Genomic DNA, 19,314 nt, shown 5'->3' with positions numbered 1-19,314 from the left:
GATGCTCAAACCTATATAAACCGGATGAAAAAGATTAATAGTAACCCAATTAATGTATGGGCGTTATGCTTGTTTTTTCTGTTCCATTTTCCAGCTAACGCCGACAAAGGATATAAGCTTTGGCTCCAATACGCTCCAATAGCAGATGCGGTACAGCGGGAGGCGTACCTTGAATTTTTCAATCAGATCAGTGTAGTTGGGAATTCTGCCACCCACGAGGTAATTCGAAAGGAGCTCCGCCTTGCGTTTAGTGGGTTTTTTCCAAACAACGCCGTTCCCGAAATCGGAGACTTGGAATCAGGAAATATTTGGATTGGAAGAAGCGATGTTCTCCCGGCATCCGTAAAAGAAAGTCTGGGCTCTCGCCTCTCACACCTTGCAGGGGATGGATACATGCTTTCGGTCTACGAGGGTCGTGTGATTATTTCCTCCAAGACCGACGTGGGCTTGTTATATGGAACCTTTGCCCTGCTAAAGGCCGTGCAGAAAAGAGAGCCGCTGGCGACATTGGAAATCCTTGACAATCCAAGGATAGCCACCCGCATGCTTAATCACTGGGACAACCTCAATCGCACGGTAGAACGTGGCTACGCAGGGTTTAGCATTTGGAATTGGCATAGGTTGCCCAAGCATATTGACCAACAATACATAGATTATGCCCGAGCCAACGCCTCAATCGGCATCAACGCTACGTCTATAACCAATGTCAATGCGAATGCCTTGGTGTTAACGCCGGTATACTTGGAAAAGGCTGCTGCGCTGGCGGATGCGTTTAGACCCTATGGTATCCGGATCTTTTTGACCGCGCGGTTTAACGCCCCGATGCAGGTTGGTGGGTTGGAAACCGCTGACCCATTGGATCCGGCGGTGCGGGAATGGTGGAAAGAAAAGGCCAACGAGATTTACTCCTTTATTCCGGATTTTGGAGGCTTCTTGGTAAAAGCAGACTCAGAGGGGCAGCCCGGCCCCCACAATTACGGTAGAACGCAGGCAGATGGAGCCAATGCATTGGCCGAGGCCTTGGCTCCGCATGGCGGATTGGTCATGTGGCGGGCTTTTGTATACAGTGAAGACACTCCTACCGACCGCACCAAACAGGCCTTCGACGAGTTTAAGCCGTTGGACGGAAAGTTCAACGATAATGTGATCGTACAGGTGAAAAACGGGCCATTGGATTTTCAGCCGAGGGAACCCTTTCATCCGCTTTTTGGAGCCATGCCTGAGACCCCCTTGATGATGGAGTTTCAGATTACCAAAGAGTACCTCGGACAGGATACCCATTGGGTCAACCTAGCCTCCATGTGGGAGGAGACCCTTCAGGCTGACACCTTCGCCAAGGGCAAGGGCAGTACAGTTAGCCGGGTATTGGATGGAACTTTGCACGGGTATAAGCACACAGCGATTGCAGGAGTGGCCAATATTGGTACCGATAGAAACTGGACGGGACACCCCATGGCCCAAGCAGATTGGTATAGCTTTGGCCGGCTGGCTTGGAATCCGGAGGCCGATATCCGTGAGATTGCCGAGGACTGGTTGAAGATGACCTTTACGAACGATCCGTCCTTTGTGGATCCGGTAGTGGATGTGATGATAAAGTCCCATGCGATTTTGGTGGATTATATGACTCCGCTAGGCCTTCACCACATCATGGCGCGAAGTCACCATTGGGGTCCCGGGCCTTGGGTTACCGGTGGAAGGAGGGACGATTGGACGGCCACCTACTACCACCGCGCATCCGAGGATGGGATAGGCTTTGACCGGACGGAGGCCGGTAGTAATGCGCTGGAGCAATATGCGCCGGAAGTAAGAGATCAATGGCGGAATCCAGACACCATCTCCCTGGATTACCTGCTGTGGTTTCACCGGGTAGCTTGGGATAAACCGCTTGCTACAGGAAATACCCTTTGGGAAGAAATGGCATTGCGGTATCAACGTGGGGTGGAAGGAGCCCGATGGATGAAGCAGACTTGGTTAGCACAAGAGGGCCGAATCGATGAGGATCGGTTTGAGCATGTACGGTCCTTCTTGGCGATTCAGGTGGACGAAGCGGAATGGTGGAGGGATGCCTGTCTCCTGTACTTTCAGCAATTCGCCCAACAGCCCCTGCCTTCTGGGGTAGAGGCGCCGAAATACGACTTGGAGTATTACCAGCAGTTCCGTCGGTTTTTCGTACCGGGCATTTAGGTTGGTACCACTGGTGGGAGAAGGTTGCTAGTTGTATATCCTATTCCAGCCTTATTTGGTATTGTAGGATAAAGGTATTCTTTCGGGTGATCTGTCGAAACACCTCAGGTGCTGTCTCGTCAAAAATAGGCCTGTTTTGTATCGCCAAGCTTAATTTTGATCTTTGCCCATCCAGTAGCAGGTTAATGCCACCTTCGAAGAACGTGACGGCGTGGTTCAAGCGGTCGTAATTGGCGTACTGACCGGAGATAAAAGGCTGCCATTTTTCCTTGCCAGAGGAGTTGCCGAATAGATAGCCCAGTTGGAAGTAGCCAATGTGGCCTGTTCCAATGGCTGGCCATGCATTGCCTGTCTCGCTAAACGTGCCCCTTCCGCTGGTTCCCGCTCCTACGTTGTTGAGTCCGATGACGCGTATGTAATTAGGACCGAAGTCATAGTAAAAATAGCCTGCGTAAAAGGTAACTGCTTGTTTGTTTATCAGTGGAATATCGCCAAAAAGGTCCACGGCAAACATGTTCATGGGAGTAAGTACGGTGTCCGCAGCCGAATTCAGGTGCCACATCGCTCGCTGCTGGGTTTCGAAGCCCGCACCCAGTGCCAGTACCTTTCTGCTGCCATCGTAGGTGCCTACATGAAAAGGGGAAATCAGTGTTTCGTGTTCGAAAAACTGGTGTTTGATGTAGGCTGCGGTCTGCACACCGCTTTTCACATAGGAAAAGCTGGATACCGGTCCGATCTTCGTATTGGCAACCGGTGCATAGGGTCGACTGAATACCAATCGGTAGTCCCATTTTTCCCACTGCCCGTTCACATAGGCACTGAGTTTCCGTAGAATGTTGTCGGTTTGGTTGATAGTGGGCATTACGACTGCCGGGACATCGAGCGTGAGCATTCGGCCGGTATGTGGAGAAGCAAACCGGGAAACGCCGTTCCAACCGGACTGACCTCCCCCTACGGTCAGGTATTTATGGAGCCGGTGGTCTATGTAGAAATCAAGCAACCGTATTTCACCAGATCTGGCGGTCAGGTAGTTGATGTTGTTTTGGCCTAAAGTTAGCGTTACATTGGTTCGGTCATTCAGTCTGGCATAGGTTTGAAACCGCAGTCGCCTAACGGAAATATCGAAGAAACGGGATGCCTCCTCTCCGTTAATCAATGTGCCAGGGTTGTTGTAGTTGTACCTCATCCATAGCTGTCCATTGATTCTGACGCCCGCGTAGGAACTACTGTCATTATTGAGGAATACCCGTAGTGGACGGGTTTGGGCCTTTGAATCCAATGAAAAGCCCAGAAGTAAGATGGCAAAAAAGAGAAGAGCAGTATACCGGTTCATCAAGGGCTCAAAGTACGAATTTTGAAACACCGAAGAAAGGGATGGTTTATTTATCGCCTGTGGAATGCTCGGGATGTAGAGACACAAAATTTCTGTAATTACGGATATTTGTCGTGGGTCACGCAAAGTTTTTGGGATATTTGTATTTATTTAGTATACTAGTAGAAGCGTCAAAACAAAAAGCCAATGAATCTTTCTGAAATAATCGAAACCATCAAAAAATTGGTGGAGGTACGGATCAAAATTGCCATAAGCAAGTTGACTGACGATCTCAGTACGATCATCACGCGCGTGGCTGTTTTGATCCTGATGCTTCTCGTCGGTTTGTTGGCCTTATTGTTTGCAAGTTTTTCCTTGGCGTTCTATTTGGGAGCCCAAATGGAAAGCATCTACCTGGGGTTTTTGACCGTGGCGGCAGGGTATTTGGTGGTTCTGCTCCTTCTGTACATGATACGGAATACGCTTTCATTGCAGCAAACGCTAAAGTCAGGGCTTACTAGGTTCATATTCTTGTTTAAGCGAAAAAGGTCCTTATAGATGAATTTGTTTGACTTGGAACGGCAATCGGAGGAGCTGGAGCAGACCCTTCACAAGCAGCTACAGCTGGTAAAGAACGACTCGGGTATCTTTTTAAAGATTGCGGGAATTGCATTGGTATCTGGATTGGCTACCACCGCAGCCTATCGCTTGACCCGATCCGGGTCTGAATCCAAACGAAAGAAGAAAAAGAAGGCGAAAAAGCCTAGCTATTCTTTTTGGGGAAACCTGCGCAGCCGCTTGTTTTGGTTGGCGTTGGATGTGGGCAAGCAAGCGTTGATCCGTAATGTACAGGAACGGCTGGAAGCAGAGAAAGCCAATGAGGAGTAGGAAGATTGGAGACAAATTCCGTGAGTTGCGCAGAACCGGTAAAAAAGGGGTTGCCTGTTTGATTGATCCGGACGATAGGTGGTTGGAATCGGAACTGGAATGCTTACTCAGGGTGGCAGGAACCTTTTCCCCCTTGTTTATTTTGGTCGGCGGTAGTTTGGTGCAGCAGCAAAACCTAAACGGAGTGGTTGACCGCATCAAGTGCGTTTCAGTGCACCTGCCGGTGCTGCTTTTTCCGGGAAGCGTATTGCAGTTGACGGACAACGCGGACGGAGTCTTGTATATTTCCCTGATTTCCGGTCGCAACCCAGACCTATTGATTGGTCAGCACGTGCTGGCGGCTCCCTTGCTTGCCAAATCCGATCTCGAGGTGCTGCCCACTGGGTATTTATTGTTTGATGGGGGTAAGATCAGCAGTGTACACTACATGAGCCAAAGTGTTCCACTGCCGAATGATAAACCTGAGTTGGCCTTGGCTACGGCGATGGCAGGTCATTTTCTTGGCCTTCAGTTTTTATATTTGGAGGCAGGAAGCGGGGCCGCCCGCCCGGTGTCCACGTCTGTGATTGAGGCTATCAGCTTCCATTTACCATGCCCGCTATTGGTAGGAGGAGGTATCGACTCCCTGGCGAAAGTAAAGGCTGCATGGAAAGCTGGTGCAGATGTAGTGGTGCTTGGGAATAGTATCAAAAAAAACCCCGACTTGTTAGCCGAGGTTTTGCATAGTGCTGAGGCATATAATTTATCCCTGAACGTTAATTAGGGATTCCCTTCTCCTCATTTTTCCGGCAGGAAGGCCGTACATCATTTTAAACCGCCTACAGAAATAAGCCGTATCTTTGTAGCCGACCTCTTTTCCGATATCCCGGATACTCTTCTTGGTTGTGCGCAGTAGATCCACGGCAGCTTCCATTCGCTGGTACTCAATGTAATCTTGGGGATTTATGCCGGTCAGCATTTTGAAATACTGCCCAACATAATCTTCTGAAACATTGGCAACTTTCGCCAGTACCTTGTTTGAAAGGTCTCCGCCGATGTTCTTCTTGATGTAGTTGAACATGTCTATCAACCGTGGATCTTTGAAGTAGGTACTGTTGGTGGAAAGTTCTTCGACAAAAAGTCGATTTTTGAGGATGTGCCGAACGATCTCTACCACCAAAAGTTCGGTGTATAGCTTGGTTACCCGCTCCTTTCCGGGGGTTGTTTGCTCGGACTCCTTTACAATATCCTCTACAATGGACGCGATGCGGTCGTTGAAGCGGATTACAAAGGGAGGTATACCCAGGGAGTTAAAGAAATTGACCACGTCGAATACCTTTGCCTCAAAATTTACGGTCGTGATGCAATCGTCCTCTAGGTTTTTGATTTCTTTAAAGCTGATCGTCTGAAGGTATTTCTTTTTATTGTCCGAAAAGCTTTCGTTGGAGGATTCATTTCTCTTCGTAACGGTTCCAAACGACACTCTTGTCGACCGTCCAGCCGGGATAAATAGGAGTTCCCCTTCGTTTACCGTTTCTTGATCATCGCCAAAATGCAGGTTACCTCGGTGCAGTAACATGATGGTGTTTTCACTGTCTAGGTAGTCCACGACAGTGACGGGACGCTCGATTTTGTGGTTGTTTCCCCTCAAATATCGCACGCCAACAGATTCTATTACCTTATTGTAATATTCCATGACAGGTGTCTTTAGGTTGAGCTTGTTAAAAGTATTGGTTTTTTCTGTGTTACGAAGACAATATTAAATAAAAAGTTAAAATAAACTAAACAATGATATAAAAATTTATATATATTTTTTCTCCACCTACAAAAAGACAATTATCTTAATAAGTTTCGAGATATAACTATTTTTTGAATCTCGGAAGTTCCCTCATAAATTTGCGTGATTTTTGCGTCCCTCATCAGTCTTTCCACGTGATATTCTTTGACAAATCCATATCCTCCATGGATTTGTACAGATTCCACGGTGGTTTCCATCGCTACCTCTGAAGCATATAGTTTTGCCATTGCACTTGCTTGGGCGTAATCCAACCCGTTGTCCTTAAGCCATGCCGCGCGAAAGACCATGAGTCGGGCAGCATCGATTTTGGTCGCCATTTCTGCCAGTTTAAATTGGATAGCTTGGTGGTTGCAGATCGGTTGACCAAATGCTTTTCGTTCCTTCGAGTAAGCCAGTGAAAGTTCGTAGGCCCCACTCGCTATCCCCAACGCCTGAGCGGCAATTCCAATCCGCCCCCCATTGAGCGTTTCCATGGCAAACTTAAACCCAAAGCCTTCTTCCCCGATGCGGTTTTCAATGGGAACCCTCACATCGGTAAACATCAAGGAATGTGTATCGGAAGATCTGATTCCCAGCTTATCTTCTTTTTTGCCAATGACAAACCCATCCATCCCTTTCTCTACGATAAAGGCGGAAATACCTTTATGGCCTTTGGCGGTATCTGTTTGGGCTATAACGAGGTAGGTGTCTGCGGTACTGCCATTGGTGATCCAGTTTTTCGTTCCGTTGATCAGGTAGTGGTCACCCTCACGGGTAGCGGTGGTCTTTTGTGAGGTCGCATCCGAACCGGCTTCAGGTTCTGAGAGGCAAAAGGCCCCCAACTTTTCTCCGGTAGCGAGAGGCTTCAGGTAGAGGTTCTTTTGCTGTTCGTTTCCATATTGCTCGAGGCCCCAGCAGACGAGGGAATTATTCACCGACATGATTACGGCGGCAGAGGCATCCACTTTGGAGATCTCTTCCATCGCCACGGTATAGGAGACCGTGTCCATTCCTCCGCCTCCATATTCAGGACTTACCATCATCCCCATGAACCCAAGCTCGCCCATCATTTTCACTTGCTGAGTCGGGAAGCGGCTTTCTGTGTCACGTTCAATGGCATCGTGGAGAAGATGGGTTTGGGCAAATTCTCTTGCTGCGGCACGAACGGCCAGTTGCTCCTCGGTAAGATCAAAGTTCATTGGTTCAGGTAATTTTAGGCGGAATCTACGGAAAAAAAAAGAAAGGGACAATTTCCTGTCCCTTTCCGCTATACTAGTTGGTTTAGTCTCAATGAAAGACGAATCTTAGTCTCTGTTTCCAAAGAAGATGAATGCATAGTAGGCTAGGGTGGCAAGGGAAGCCATCGCGGCAACAACATAGGTCATCGCTGCCCACTTCAATGCGTCTTTGGACATTCCATATTCTTGTGGCGTTACAATGTTTCTGTGCTGAACCCAGGCCAAGGCCCTGCGGCTGGCATCAAATTCCACGGGTAGGGTTACGAGCGAAAACATGGTAAGCACACCATACGAGCCGACCACGATCGCACCAATTACTTCGTATGGCAAACCAAACAGGGCAATCCCTCCAAACAGCGCACCGATCAGGACAATATTTAAAATCTTGCCACTAACGTTCTGGATAGGCACCAAGGTCGAACGTAGCTGAAGCCAGCTGTAGCTGGTAGCATGCTGAATCGCGTGGCCACATTCGTGGGCTGCCACTGCGGTGGCGGCTGCATTCCTTCCGTAATAGACGTCAGGGCTTAAATTTACCGTTCTGTCCATGGGGTTATAATGGTCGGTTAGCTGCCCATCTACGCAATTGACAGCGACATTGCGTATGTTATGGTCTGCCAACATCAACTCGGCTATTTCCTTTCCCGACAAATTTGCCCGCAAAGAGGTCTGAGAGTAGGCTTTAAACTTATTTTTCAGTCTGCTGCTTACCGCATAGCCAAGTATACCGAAAACAACTACAATCAATATCAGAATCATAATGCTACTGTTGTTAAATTTTACTAAACATCCTTACGTAATGAGCCCTGTCCGGGTTTGTTTTTCCAAGTTAATTTTCCCAGCATCGCCACACTTACCAACCCAAGAATCAGTACCGTAGCGACTTGGGAACCGTGTACGACGAGTGCAAATACCTTGCCTTCTGATTCGGGTATGCCGTAAAACACCAGGATAAATGCCACCAAAGCGTGGAAGGTACCGATTCCTCCCTGTACCGGAGCAACCATTCCAATGCTGCCCATTACCAGTACCATCAGGATAGAGGATGCTGACAATGAGGATGTACTGTCCATAGACCAAGTTATGAAGTACATCATCGCATAGTAGATTATCCAAATGAAAAAGGAAGATACCCAAAAGCTTACAGCATTTTCCAGATTGGCTATACTTTTGATCCCCTTGACAAATTGGCGGAAAAAACCCTGCAATTTTGACATAAAAGCACTTCCCTGAATCCTTCGAAGGACAGTGGCAAGCGTTACGCCTAGAATAAGGGTTACCGTTAGAAGGAGTACGCCATACTCGCTAAGCAAGGAAAGGACCTGTTGCCAAGAGAAAAGGTTGTCCATCATTTCCAGAAAAATCCGTGCCTCCAGCATAAATGCCAACAGCACCAAACAAAGCATAAAGGCAAAATCGATGGTTCGCTCCAATACCACGGTCCCCAACAGCGATCCTACCGATAGACGGTTGGTGTTTTTCAGGGCGGCACAGCGCGCGATTTCTCCCGCTCGTGGCAGAAGCAGGTTTACCACGTACCCAAACATCAATGCCCAGAAAGCAGTCAAGACGGTCGGTTTATTGGATTCCGTCGCGTCAATCAGGAGCTTCCACCTCCAAGCCCTTAGCCAGTAGCCCACTAGGGATAGAAGGACTGAGACACCTATCCAAAAAAGGGACACCTCGGACAATGCGCTGGATAGCTGACTGCCGTCTAAATCTTGGTAGACATACCAGAAGATCCCAAGCGCGATAGCCAGGGAAATGAAAAGTTGGATAAGCTGTCGAAGGGTTACACGCACCTCTGTCTTTATAACCGATTATATTCATCCGGGAAGACTACCACGGGCTGGTAGGTTTTTGCCTCGGACACCTCCATAGAACAATAGGAAATGATGATCACAATATCCCCAACCTGTGCTTTTCGGGCGGCGGGACCGTTCAGGCAGACCTGTCCACTGCCCCGTTCGCCTTTGATCACGTAGGTTTCCAATCTTTCTCCGTTGTTGATATTTACTATCTGCACCTTTTCGTTTTCGATTAGACCGGCGGCGTCCATCAGGTCTTCATCGATCGTGATACTTCCTACGTAGTGAAGCTCCGCCTGAGTAATCTTGACTCGGTGTATTTTAGATTTTAGAAGTTGGATATGCATTTCTTTTTCGGTTATCAGCCTTTCGTCTAACCCAATAATATGTTATCAATAAGCCGAATTTCTCCTATGTACGCGGCGATGCAGATGGCCTGTTTGCTTGCCGGATTATATGCTTCGGCTACACGAAAGCCGTCAAGATCTATCAATTCCAGGTATTCAAGTTGAACGACAGCAAGTTGGTTTAGGGCCTGTAGCCGCGTATGCTTGGTTTCAAACCAACTTTTTCCATTTAAAAGTTCAGTTTTCGCGATCGTCAGGTTTTCATACAGGGCAGGGGCCACCAGACGTTGTTCCTCGTCGAGACGCAGGTTCCTGGAGGACATTGCCAACCCATCTGATTCCCTTACGGTAGGGACCGTGCGAATTTCAATATCAAACGAAAGGTCCTCCACCAGTTGATGGATGATGCTGACTTGCTGAAGGTCTTTTTGGCCAAAGTAGGCCCTATCGGGCTGCACGGCATGAAACAGTTTACTTACTACTATGGCAACACCGTTGAAATGGCCGGGTCTAAAAGCGCCCTCCAAAACCTGCTCCAGTTCAAAGAAATCAAAGGATAACTTCGCTGGTTTTGGGTACATTTCCGCATCCTCCGGGGCAAACACGATGTCTACCTTTTCCCGGCGCAGCATCTCCAGATCCGCCAAAAGGTTTCTGGGGTATTTCTCAAGATCGGAGGGGTTATTGAACTGGGTAGGGTTTACATAGATACTGGCAATGACCACATCGTTTTCTTTCCGGGCCTGTCGTATCAGCTGCAAATGCCCCTCATGCAATGCTCCCATGGTTGGGACCAGCGCAAGGGATTTTCCATTACGTTGAAGGGATTGCCGGAGGGTTTTCAGTGCTGCAATTTGCCTGACTATTTCCAAGAGTGCGTGGGTTCAGTTTAGGAAAATAGCTGCAAAAGTATACGATAAAAGATAAAATCCATGGATTTGAGTAAAATTTTTCGTAATTTTGTAGTCCCGTTATATCCCTAAATTAAACACACAAGCTATGTCTAAACTTCGTATCCTATACGTAGCCAGCGAAATCAACCCTTTTCTTCAAACTTCGGAAGTCGCCAACTTTGTTCGTGCACTGCCGCAGGCCATGCAGGAAAAGGGAATGGAAATCCGGATCCTTGTTCCAAGATTCGGCTTAATCAATGAAAGAAAAAACCGTTTGCATGAAGTGGTACGTCTTTCCGGTATCAACATTTCTGTTGGAGAAGAGGAAAAGCCACTCATCATCAAGGTGGCATCCATTCCAAACGCGAAGTTGCAGGTTTATTTTATCGATAACGAAGACTATTTTCAGCGGAAGAGCGTTTTCTTCGACAAGCATGACAAGTTTTATGAGGATAATGACGAAAGAGCCATATTCTTCTGCAAGGGTGTAATAGAAACCGTAAAGAAATTGGGCTGGGCGCCTGACGTGGTACATTGTAATGATTGGATGACAAGTTTGATCCCTCTGTATCTAAAAACCACCTACAGGAATGAGCCGTTGTTCAAAGAGACAAAATCCGTATTCGCTATGTATAATAACGGATTTAATCATAAATTTGGCGACGATTTGTTTGAGAAGATCAAAATGGTTGACATAGATGACCAACTTTTGGCTCCGCTCAAGTCCAAAGATTACGAGGGTTTTCTCAAGCTTGGGACGGCCTATGCGGATGTAGTCATAAGAGGGGAGGATACATCAGGTACCTTTACTCACCTAATCGAAGATACTGCCAATAATGACAAGAAGTTTGAAATCAATAGTGAAAAAGAAGAACAGTTGTTCGAAAGCTATTTCAATATTTACACAGAACTTGCCGGCTAAGGTTGCTGGGGCACTTTTTTTTGTCTTACATCTTGCCGGATCTTGTACAGACCCCTCAGATATAGGGCTGGTACTTGATCCATCTTCTAATCAGATAGGGGTGTTTTATGCGGAAATACCCCTTTCTGCTTCTATGGTGTTGTACGATTCGTTCAATACTACCAGTCAGGGAAGGTTGGTCATTGGCGGAGATGTGGACGATTTGTTCGGGAAAACGGAGGCTACCGGTTACAGTCGCCTCTCTTATAATCCAGCCGCGGCAAAACCAAATTCAGAAGCCATATTTGATTCGGCCGTATTTACGATCAACGTGCAATCGGTGCATGGTGTCGACTTTGATCAGCCAAAGACCTTTCGGGTGCATCGATTGGAAGAACCTATCCTAGACACTTCCTATTACAACTTTAGTAGTCTGAGGTACTCGGATGAGACACTGGCAGAGGGATCGTTCCTAATACGGCCTGATACCGTCAATTCCCTAAGGATGCCGCTCAAAGAGGAAGTGGCTGCCGAGCTGTTTGGCAAGCTGGTGAACGATGATCCGGCCTTTTCGAATATTTTCGCATTTAGGAATTATTTCCCAGGAATAGCGATCAAGGGAAATCCAGAAGAAAACACGAGTGTTTCCGCAGCGGTAGGAAATGGAACCGGCATGATGCTTTACTATCATTACGACGAAGATACTGTGTCCAGGACTTTTTTGATAACGACGTTACAGTCCCGGCATTTTGTTGGCGTCAGCAGCGATCGAAGTGGAACTCCTACAGAGATGATTATGGAGCGTGGCCGCGCCTACGATGTGCCGGGGGATTTGGTGGGAGGTAAATCTACCCTGGGGCTTTTTTTGAAGCTGGACACACAACCTCTCGAAGCCTTCCTGGATACCCTGCAAAATACTACATTCAATCAAATTCTGCTCGAAGTGGGTCCCATTGAGGCTTATCCTGAGTTCATGTGGCCTACGCGCAATATGATTATGTATTTTGTCGGGGAAAACAATCGCTTATATCGGAGGTTTGATGGGGCGGTAATTGCCGTACAATCGGAGGGTGCCAGCCAAATCAGCAGAGACCAACAGGGTAATGTGGTGCCGTCCTCCAGTAACCAAAGTTCACTGAATCTGGATGAGGAGAGCAGGGTGTTTAGAAACCAAATTACTTCTTATGTCAATGCGATCTATCGCGATGGCCTTATCCGCACAGACTTGATGCTTTATCCTAGCTTTCCTTCGACGCAGAACAACCCAGTAACGGCCGACGAATCCAAACGTTCGCTTAGGCAATATAAAGTCAGGAAAGATAAGTTGGTTTTGAAAGTATACTATACAAGGATCCGGTAGCTTTGTCACTGCGGATTTTCAAAAAATTCCGAGGATCAGAATCCCAGAATTAGCGCAGACCAATCGTTTTTGGTCTGCGTTTCTTTTTGGGTCAAGCCAAATGCTGCTGCGTGAGCGAGCAGATCCGGGATGTCCGATTGATAGAAGCCACTCAAAAAAAGGTAACCATCCGGTTTCAGCCGTTGGGCGTACTCTCCCATTTCATCCAAGAGCACATTTTTGTTGATGTTCGCAAGAATCACGTCAAAGGTACCCTTTGGATCCACTTCTCGTATGTTGCCCAGTCCCATACGAATATCGTCCAGGCCGTTGATGTCGAAGTTTTCATTGCCGTTTTCCACACACCAGTCGTCTATATCAAATGCCTCTACCTTGGACGCACCTAACCGATGCGCCATAATCGCCAAAATCCCTGTTCCAGAACCCGCATCCAGAACCCGCTTGCCGGTCATAGGCAGTCCTAGTAGCAGCTTCAACATTAAGTAGGTGGTGGCATGGTGGCCCGTGCCAAAGGACATTTTTGGGTTGATAGTGATCTCGTGCGTCACGTCCTCTTTTTTTGGATGAAAAGAGGCTCGTACGTAAATTTTGTCATCCACCAGAATGGGGTCGTAGTTTTTTTCCCACTCTTCGTTCCAGTTTACCCTGGGCATTGTTTCGATCGAAAACGAGAGCGGAGTTTCCGCTCCGTATCGATTGATGACTTCCCGTAGTGCTTCCGACTCGTAAAACGGGGCCTGTATGTAGGCCTCTATCCCTTCATCGGTTTCGATGAACGATTCAAACCCTATCTGGGCCAATTCTGCCATGAGCATTTCACCCATGGATGGGGTACATTGGATTTGCGCCTTTAGGTAATCCATGGATTAGGAAGGGAAAAAAAGGCAGGCGCGGACCTGAAATGGCGTTGATTGCGGCCTGCCTTTATGGTGTAGGGTAGACGGTTAGAATGAGGTGACAATATCTGTGAAATCACGGGATTTTAGGGAGGCACCACCAATTAGCCCTCCATCTACATCCGGTTTTGAGAAAATATCCTGGGCGTTGTCCGGCTTGCAGCTTCCGCCGTAGAGTATAGAGATTCCATTTGCGATTTCCGCACCATAGTGGGAGGCGAGGTGGGCGCGAATGGCTGCGTGCATTTCCTGTGCTTGGTCCGAGGAAGCCGTCTTCCCCGTGCCGATGGCCCAGATGGGTTCGTAGGCGATGACTATTTTTTTCATGTCTTCTTCCGACAAGCCAAAGAGACTTTCGGTAAGTTGGTTGGTTACGTAGGCCTCATGTGTGCCTTCCTCTCGGATCTCCAAGGGCTCCCCACAGCAGAAAATCGGAACCAACCCGTTTTCCAATGCAAGTTTCACCTTTTCCGTCAGCATCGCATTGGTTTCCCCGAAGTATTCCCTGCGTTCACTGTGTCCTATGATCACATATGACACGCCAAAGGAGGCCAGCATAGCGGCGGAAATCTCTCCCGTGTATGCTCCGGAAGCTTTGTCCGAACAGTTTTGAGCTCCCAAAAATATATTGCTTGCCCCCTCTAATAATTTTTTAACCCCTTGTAAATGTACAAATGGTGGGTTCAGAACCACGGTGACATCCTGAATCGACTCATCTTTTATCATATTTACAATTTCAGATGTCAGTTTTTGGCCGTCTGCCTGGTTTAAATTCATCTTCCAGTTACCGGCTACTATTTTTTTTCGCATATTATATTAATGTAACGTTTTATATATTTGAATTCTAATCCAGTGATAAGCTTTGTCAAAAGTACACAAAATGTCCCTTTCAGAAAAAGAAAACCTAGGCCAATTGGATGGCGCTAAGCCGGACGCTCCCCTTGTTTGGGAGAAAATCACGGCTTACTGTGCCTATCAAGATAGGTGTATCATGGAGGTACGTGGAAAGCTGGAGGATCTTGGGGTAGAGGGGGACACCATCACCTCTTTGGTTGAAAAGCTGGTAGAGCAGGGTTTCGTGGACGAGAAGCGTTTTGTTGAGGCTTTTGTCAGAGGTCGTTTTTTGATAAAGAAGTGGGGAAGGGTTCGGATCCGACAAGAATTGAAACTCCGGGGCATATCAGAGGATCTTGTTCGGGAGGGCATTTCATGGATCGAGCCCGATCAATACATCGAGGTGCTCAATAGCCTAGCTGATCGTAAGTGGCAGGCAACCAAGGAATCCGATACCTTTTTAAAGAAAGGGAAGGTACAGCGATTCCTTCTTTTTAGGGGGTTTGAATATGACCTCGTTCGGGAGTCGTTGGACAGGATCACGACGCAGTTTTAAGGACAAACAAATCTTCGTTTTCCTGTGGGATTACCTGTAGCACGTTTGCCAAAACCAGACGGATAAGTATCCTTGATGCAATGAATATGGGTATTTTGGCTACCTTCATAAATCCCTTGACGGTGATGGAATCGTTTTCAGCCAGTGCTTGCATCAGGATGCGTTCGTTTTTTCCGTAGCGAAAGATAATGTTTTCATTCCTTTGTTGGCGCTTAAGGATTTCCCAGACTTCCCTACTCGCCTGAATACTGCGGTCCTTCACCCTGACAAAGGCTTTTTTGCGGTTGTTTTCGAAGAGGAAATGGGGTGCGTAGAGGCTTTTGTCAATTTTGTAGACCGCTACGCCCTTTTTGTGGTTTAGGTGAATGACTTCCTTTACGACGTCCAACGGAGGATGAATCAATTGCGAGATTGCCCGGTCCATTACAAATATTTCTTCGTCGATAAATCGCTGCCCGCTGACGGTTCCGTCGTCATCCACCCCTATCATCAGGTAGCCTCCTTCCGTATTGGCCAAGGCAATGATTTCTTTCACGATTTTTTCGGGATGGGCCGCTTTTTTTTTAAATTCCAAACGAAGGCCCTCTCCTTCCGATGCCAGTTTTATGATCTCTCGGAGTCCCATGCGGTTAGTTGATTAATATCCCTATTCCTACCCTAGCTCCAAACACGCCGTTGGCAACGTAATAATCACCCATGCCTTCCAGCCTAACCCTATAGCTAATGTTATGGGTGTAGCCAGCCCCGAGCGCAAAATCGGAATCAGCCCCTATTAGCCCCCTGCCGCGGATGAACAATTTCTCCAAAGGATAGAATCTGGATCCGATGGTGACCAGATTTGCATTCGGGTAGTTGAATTCATATCCGCCGGAAAAGGATAGGTTGTGACGGTAAAAGTAATTTCCCTCCACACCGATTTGATACCGTCTTATTACTCCTGGTGCGTCTGTTCTGGCCAAGTCAACCGCTCCTGATAACAGAAAGCTTCCTTCGGCCTGTTGTGCCCGGGCAGATTCGAAACCGCCAATAAACAGAACCAAAAAAAGAGCTACAAACCATTTATTTATCATGAAACACCTTGGTTAAGTTCAGCTAATCGGTTTTTGAGCATTTGCCATTCATCACGAAGCCTTGCCGCTTCCATGAAGTTCATCTCCTTTGCGGCTGCCTCCATTCGCTTCTGTGTTTGAGCGACGAGTTTTTCCAGTTTTTCCTTGCTCAGGTATTGTACAATTGGATCTGCGGCTACAGAATTTGATTCCTGCATATCCTCCGCATAGACTTTTGGGTTTCGCTTGCTGTCGGCTACCTTCGTTTGGCCCATGATTTTCTCCCTGGACTTCAGGACGGTCTTAGGTGTAATTCCATGGGCTTCATTGTAGGCCTGCTGCAGGGATCGCCTTCGGTTGGTTTCATCGATGGCCACCTGCATCGACTCGGTTACTTTGTCGGCATACATGATCACCCGGCCCCGTTCGTTACGGGCAGCTCTTCCGATAGTCTGTACAAGGCTTCGTTCATTGCGTAAAAACCCTTCCTTATCCGCATCCAATATAGCTACCAGCGCTACCTCAGGCAAGTCTAGCCCTTCGCGCAATAGGTTAACCCCAACCAGCACGTCAAAAACACCCAATCGCAGTTCGCGAAGGATTTCGACCCTATCCAGTGGTTTCACCTCTGAATGAATGTATCGGGATTTTACGCCTGCCCGTTCCAGGAATTTCTGTAGCTCCTCCGCCATTCTTTTTGTCAGCGTGGTTACCAGTACCCTGAACCCGTCGTTAACGGTTTGGTCTATTTCCTCCAGAAGGTCATCGATCTGGTTTGCGCTGGGCCGTACCTCAATAACCGGATCGAGCAAGCCTGTAGGGCGTATAATCTGTTCGACCACAACCCCACCGGATCGGGTAAGTTCGTAATCGGCAGGTGTGGCACTAACGTAGATCACCTGATTTGTCAATGCCTCAAACTCCTCAAATTTCAGCGGACGGTTATCCATGGCAGAGGGAAGCCGAAACCCATATTCCACCAGGTTGGCTTTTCGGGATCGGTCACCTCCCCACATCGCCCGTACCTGTGGCACGGTTACGTGGCTCTCATCTATGACGAGGAGATAATCTTCCGGAAAATAGTCCAACAGGCAGAAGGGCCGGGTGCCTGGCAGCCTGCGGTCAAAATACCGGGAGTAATTTTCCACGCCGGAGCAATAGCCCAACTCACGGATCATTTCCAAGTCAAATTCCGTCCTTTCTTTAAGGCGTTTGGCTTCCATCAGTTTCATGTCCCGCTCAAAAAAAGCCACCTGTGCCACCAAATCATCCTGGATTTCATGAATGGCTTGGTCGAGTACGTCCCTGCCGGTGACGAATAGATTGGCAGGGTAGATGGTAATGATTTTTTCATCTTCCAGTTTCCGCCCGGTAGCTGGGTCTATGCGTTGTATGGCTTCGATCTCATCGCCCCAAAAAAAGATGCGGTAGGCAAAATCAGCGTAGGCCACAAAGATGTCTACTGTATCACCCTTGACCCGGAATGTACCCCTCGTAAACTCGGCGTTTGACCGGCTGTACAAGACTTCCACCAGTTTATAGAGTAGTTGATTTCGTGGGATTCGATCTCCTTCCTGCAGATGAATGACGTTTTTTCCAAACTCTTCGGGGTTGCCAATACCATAGATACAGGACACCGACGCAACAACGATGACGTCGCGTCTTCCCGAAAGTAAAGCGGAGGTGGCTGAAAGCCGAAGTTTTTCAATCTCGTCGTTGATAGAGAGGTCTTTTTCTATATAGGTACCACTGGTAGGTATATAGGCTTCCGGCTGGTAATAGTCGTAGTAGGAAATAAAGTACTCCACGGCATTTTCCGGGAAGAACTGCTTGAATTCCCCATATAGCTGTGCGGCCAGGGTTTTGTTATGGCTGAGCACCAAGGTGGGTTTCTGCACCTCCATGATCACGTTGGCCACCGTAAAGGTCTTTCCAGATCCCGTGACACCCAGTAACACCTGCGAAGGCTCGTTGTTTTGGAGGCCCTCCACGAGGCTTTTTATCGCAGTAGGTTGGTCGCCGGTAGGCTGGTAATCTGAGGTAATCTTAAAGCCCATGGTAGGATGTCTTTTTTAGATAACGCTTAAACCCCATTGAATGGTTTACAAACTTGCTGGGTTCTCTTTACGCATCCATTTTCCAAGATTGTAATATAGAAAATTACTCCGTAGGATCGTTGCCAATAAAAGGGGCAGTACGCTTGCATGGAAAGATTGGACACCTACTAACCAGAAAATCAATCCCAAATCTGCCAGTATTAAGCTGACAAGCAGATAGTGTCTTAACCAATCCGGAATTTTCCGCAGGATGATCATTAACACTATCAGCAGGTGGCCTGGAAACGCCCACAATAGATTCCAATTCATCTTGGTTTGGGAATGCTCGGTAAAAAACCAAAGATATACGATTAAGACTCCCAACAGACCCAGCGAACCAAAGAGCAGGATGTCTGTGATGGGGTATATTTTTTTTCTACGGTATCCCAAGTAGGTCACCATACCAATGACGATGGCGATTGCCCAGAATACCAAGAAGGGATTAAGGACGCTAAACGTAGCAGAGCGTTCTGGAAAATCGTAGATGATTTGGGTGCTTTTTACCAATGGTCTACGGGGCCCGTCCCCGATAATCTCTGCCCGGCCAAATGCCGCCTCAAGGTAATCGGGTAGGAAAAGCTTTTCGCGTTCTTGCGCATGTTGATCGATTACCGCGCCGAGTGCCAGATCGATCCCCAAATCCGACCACGGAAGGGGATAGACATATTCGTCAATCAGCTGTCGAAAGGTGATTTGGGGCGCGTTTTCCACTTCCATCCAGTCAAGTTGGCCTCCAAGCACCGACTCCATCATATCCCGGATTCGAGTGGCACAGTTGTCATAAAAAAAATCGTAGCGGTATTTCCTGTTTTCAGGAAGGTAATTGGTTCTCAAAAACCGGATGATTTCCTCCGTTTGGTTGGGGGAAAGATCCAATACCTGCTCTCGTACGCTTCGTTTGAAATAGTTGTACTCGTAAAGGAACTGATCAAAAGTCGTTACCGCAAGTTGGTAGTCCAGCGTTCTCCGGCTGAACTTTACGTAAAAAAAGGGCGTATTGAAATCAAAGGTTCCATAATTGAAGACAAGATCCGTCCCGGACATCTGGTCACGGACGCGTACAGCGCTATGGCCAAACGTAGAGTACAACTCGTCGCCAGGATCACAGGTAATCAGACTGATCTGGTAATTCTGGGCCATACTTTTCGGTGATCCAAGGGTCCAAAAAAGCAAGGATACAAGCAGGCAAGCTAGGT

The 19,314-nt window shown here is 47.7% G+C and carries 20 protein-coding genes; 7 read left to right on the top strand and 13 right to left on the bottom strand.

Features of this window, described 5'->3' with window-relative positions; all coding sequences use genetic code 11:
* The first annotated feature begins 24 nt into the window (after positions 1-24).
* The gene (locus ADIS_RS12215; RefSeq protein WP_010854837.1) at positions 25-2,184 is read left to right on the top strand and encodes an alpha-glucuronidase family glycosyl hydrolase; all 2,160 of its coding nucleotides are present in this window, start codon (positions 25-27) and stop codon (positions 2,182-2,184) included.
* Positions 2,185-2,224: 40 nt separating this feature from the next.
* Here ADIS_RS12215 and ADIS_RS12210 read toward each other — a convergent pair whose 3' ends face one another.
* Positions 2,225-3,547: a hypothetical protein gene (locus tag ADIS_RS12210; protein WP_155907426.1), complete on the bottom strand. Its 1,323-nt coding sequence runs from the start codon at positions 3,545-3,547 to the stop codon at positions 2,225-2,227.
* 156 nt (positions 3,548-3,703) lie between these two features.
* Here ADIS_RS12210 and ADIS_RS12205 point away from each other — a divergent pair, with 156 nt between their 5' ends.
* Genes ADIS_RS12205 through ADIS_RS12195 form a run of 3 tightly spaced genes read left to right on the top strand, consistent with a single transcriptional unit; the run spans position 3,704 to position 5,147 of the window.
* Positions 3,704-4,054, top strand: a complete 351-nt coding sequence (locus ADIS_RS12205; protein ID WP_010854834.1) for a phage holin family protein — start codon at positions 3,704-3,706, stop codon at positions 4,052-4,054.
* Positions 4,055-4,384 (top strand): hypothetical protein, encoded by a 330-nt coding sequence (locus tag ADIS_RS12200; RefSeq protein WP_010854833.1) that lies wholly within the window; start codon positions 4,055-4,057, stop codon positions 4,382-4,384. It abuts the gene before it with no gap.
* Complete coding sequence (locus ADIS_RS12195; protein ID WP_035805792.1) at positions 4,374-5,147, top strand: geranylgeranylglyceryl/heptaprenylglyceryl phosphate synthase; 774 nt, start codon at positions 4,374-4,376, stop codon at positions 5,145-5,147. Before ADIS_RS12200 ends, ADIS_RS12195 begins: the two co-directional genes overlap by 11 nt.
* Here ADIS_RS12195 and ADIS_RS12190 read toward each other — a convergent pair.
* The 6 genes from ADIS_RS12190 to panC form a co-directional block, all read right to left on the bottom strand.
* Positions 5,127-6,059: a helix-turn-helix domain-containing protein gene (locus tag ADIS_RS12190; protein ID WP_010854831.1), complete on the bottom strand. Its 933-nt coding sequence runs from the start codon at positions 6,057-6,059 to the stop codon at positions 5,127-5,129. The two genes, ADIS_RS12195 and ADIS_RS12190, sit on opposite strands and share 21 nt — an antisense overlap.
* 140 nt (positions 6,060-6,199) lie before the next feature.
* Positions 6,200-7,339, bottom strand: a complete 1,140-nt coding sequence (locus ADIS_RS12185) for an acyl-CoA dehydrogenase (protein ID WP_010854830.1) — start codon at positions 7,337-7,339, stop codon at positions 6,200-6,202.
* A 105-nt stretch (positions 7,340-7,444) separates the two neighbouring features.
* Positions 7,445-8,137, bottom strand: a complete 693-nt coding sequence (locus ADIS_RS12180) for a zinc metallopeptidase (RefSeq protein ID WP_010854829.1) — start codon at positions 8,135-8,137, stop codon at positions 7,445-7,447.
* Between the two features lie 23 nt (positions 8,138-8,160).
* Positions 8,161-9,180, bottom strand: coding sequence for a lysylphosphatidylglycerol synthase transmembrane domain-containing protein (locus ADIS_RS12175; RefSeq protein ID WP_010854828.1), 1,020 nt, complete (start codon positions 9,178-9,180; stop codon positions 8,161-8,163).
* An 8-nt stretch (positions 9,181-9,188) separates the two neighbouring features.
* Entirely contained in the window at positions 9,189-9,533 is a 345-nt protein-coding gene (gene panD / locus ADIS_RS12170; protein ID WP_010854827.1) for an aspartate 1-decarboxylase, read from the bottom strand.
* Between the two features lie 26 nt (positions 9,534-9,559).
* Positions 9,560-10,405 (bottom strand): pantoate--beta-alanine ligase, encoded by an 846-nt coding sequence (gene panC / locus ADIS_RS12165; RefSeq protein WP_010854826.1) that lies wholly within the window; start codon positions 10,403-10,405, stop codon positions 9,560-9,562.
* A 127-nt stretch (positions 10,406-10,532) separates the two neighbouring features.
* On the opposite strand from panC, the gene ADIS_RS12160 reads away from it, so the two are divergent.
* The gene (locus ADIS_RS12160; protein ID WP_010854825.1) at positions 10,533-11,348 is read left to right on the top strand and encodes a glycogen/starch synthase; all 816 of its coding nucleotides are present in this window, start codon (positions 10,533-10,535) and stop codon (positions 11,346-11,348) included.
* Positions 11,338-12,687: a DUF4270 family protein gene (locus tag ADIS_RS12155; RefSeq protein WP_010854824.1), complete on the top strand. Its 1,350-nt coding sequence runs from the start codon at positions 11,338-11,340 to the stop codon at positions 12,685-12,687. Before ADIS_RS12160 ends, ADIS_RS12155 begins: the two co-directional genes overlap by 11 nt.
* A 35-nt stretch (positions 12,688-12,722) precedes the next feature.
* Here ADIS_RS12155 and prmA read toward each other — a convergent pair whose 3' ends face one another.
* Positions 12,723-13,550, bottom strand: a complete 828-nt coding sequence (gene prmA, locus ADIS_RS12150; RefSeq protein WP_035805789.1) for a 50S ribosomal protein L11 methyltransferase — start codon at positions 13,548-13,550, stop codon at positions 12,723-12,725.
* 81 nt (positions 13,551-13,631) lie between these two features.
* Positions 13,632-14,393, bottom strand: coding sequence for a triose-phosphate isomerase (gene tpiA / locus ADIS_RS12145; RefSeq protein ID WP_010854821.1), 762 nt, complete (start codon positions 14,391-14,393; stop codon positions 13,632-13,634).
* Positions 14,394-14,463: 70 nt separating this feature from the next.
* Here tpiA and ADIS_RS12140 point away from each other — a divergent pair, with 70 nt between their 5' ends.
* Positions 14,464-14,973, top strand: a complete 510-nt coding sequence (locus ADIS_RS12140) for a regulatory protein RecX (RefSeq protein WP_010854820.1) — start codon at positions 14,464-14,466, stop codon at positions 14,971-14,973.
* Here the strand turns inward: ADIS_RS12140 and ADIS_RS12135 are convergent.
* The 4 genes from ADIS_RS12135 to ADIS_RS12120 are packed head-to-tail and all read right to left on the bottom strand — an operon-like array spanning position 14,957 to position 19,258.
* Positions 14,957-15,598, bottom strand: coding sequence for an AlbA family DNA-binding domain-containing protein (locus ADIS_RS12135; RefSeq protein ID WP_010854819.1), 642 nt, complete (start codon positions 15,596-15,598; stop codon positions 14,957-14,959). The genes ADIS_RS12140 and ADIS_RS12135 overlap by 17 nt on opposite strands.
* A 4-nt stretch (positions 15,599-15,602) precedes the next feature.
* The gene (locus ADIS_RS12130; protein WP_010854818.1) at positions 15,603-16,043 is read right to left on the bottom strand and encodes a hypothetical protein; all 441 of its coding nucleotides are present in this window, start codon (positions 16,041-16,043) and stop codon (positions 15,603-15,605) included.
* Positions 16,040-18,079 (bottom strand): excinuclease ABC subunit UvrB, encoded by a 2,040-nt coding sequence (gene uvrB, locus ADIS_RS12125; RefSeq protein WP_010854817.1) that lies wholly within the window; start codon positions 18,077-18,079, stop codon positions 16,040-16,042. The genes ADIS_RS12130 and uvrB overlap by 4 nt, the downstream gene beginning before the upstream one ends.
* Positions 18,080-18,124: 45 nt before the next feature.
* Positions 18,125-19,258 carry an Lnb N-terminal periplasmic domain-containing protein gene (locus tag ADIS_RS12120; RefSeq protein ID WP_155907422.1) on the bottom strand — a complete coding sequence of 378 codons (1,134 nt, stop codon included), beginning with the start codon at positions 19,256-19,258 and terminating at the stop codon, positions 18,125-18,127.
* Between the last annotated feature and the right edge of the window lie 56 nt (positions 19,259-19,314).

This window comes from Lunatimonas lonarensis (genome assembly GCF_000390185.1).
Classification (GTDB): Bacteria; Bacteroidota; Bacteroidia; order Cytophagales; family Cyclobacteriaceae; genus Lunatimonas; species Lunatimonas lonarensis.
Note: the sequence above shows the minus strand (reverse complement) of the source record. Positions and strands in the feature narration are given on the sequence as shown.

Coding starts and splice junctions, on each gene's coding strand:
- ADIS_RS12215 (WP_010854837.1), top strand. CDS start 25: ATGAAAAAGATTAATAGTAACCCAATTAATGTATGGGCGTTATGCTTG.
- ADIS_RS12205 (WP_010854834.1), top strand. CDS start 3,704: ATGAATCTTTCTGAAATAATCGAAACCATCAAAAAATTGGTGGAGGTA.
- ADIS_RS12200 (WP_010854833.1), top strand. CDS start 4,055: ATGAATTTGTTTGACTTGGAACGGCAATCGGAGGAGCTGGAGCAGACC.
- ADIS_RS12195 (WP_035805792.1), top strand. CDS start 4,374: ATGAGGAGTAGGAAGATTGGAGACAAATTCCGTGAGTTGCGCAGAACC.
- ADIS_RS12190 (WP_010854831.1), bottom strand. CDS start 6,059: ATGGAATATTACAATAAGGTAATAGAATCTGTTGGCGTGCGATATTTG.
- ADIS_RS12185 (WP_010854830.1), bottom strand. CDS start 7,339: ATGAACTTTGATCTTACCGAGGAGCAACTGGCCGTTCGTGCCGCAGCA.
- ADIS_RS12180 (WP_010854829.1), bottom strand. CDS start 8,137: ATGATTCTGATATTGATTGTAGTTGTTTTCGGTATACTTGGCTATGCG.
- panD (WP_010854827.1), bottom strand. CDS start 9,533: ATGCATATCCAACTTCTAAAATCTAAAATACACCGAGTCAAGATTACT.
- ADIS_RS12160 (WP_010854825.1), top strand. CDS start 10,533: ATGTCTAAACTTCGTATCCTATACGTAGCCAGCGAAATCAACCCTTTT.
- prmA (WP_035805789.1), bottom strand. CDS start 13,550: ATGGATTACCTAAAGGCGCAAATCCAATGTACCCCATCCATGGGTGAA.
- tpiA (WP_010854821.1), bottom strand. CDS start 14,393: ATGCGAAAAAAAATAGTAGCCGGTAACTGGAAGATGAATTTAAACCAG.
- ADIS_RS12140 (WP_010854820.1), top strand. CDS start 14,464: ATGTCCCTTTCAGAAAAAGAAAACCTAGGCCAATTGGATGGCGCTAAG.
- ADIS_RS12135 (WP_010854819.1), bottom strand. CDS start 15,598: ATGGGACTCCGAGAGATCATAAAACTGGCATCGGAAGGAGAGGGCCTT.
- ADIS_RS12130 (WP_010854818.1), bottom strand. CDS start 16,043: ATGATAAATAAATGGTTTGTAGCTCTTTTTTTGGTTCTGTTTATTGGC.
- uvrB (WP_010854817.1), bottom strand. CDS start 18,079: ATGGGCTTTAAGATTACCTCAGATTACCAGCCTACCGGCGACCAACCT.
- ADIS_RS12120 (WP_155907422.1), bottom strand. CDS start 19,258: ATGGCCCAGAATTACCAGATCAGTCTGATTACCTGTGATCCTGGCGAC.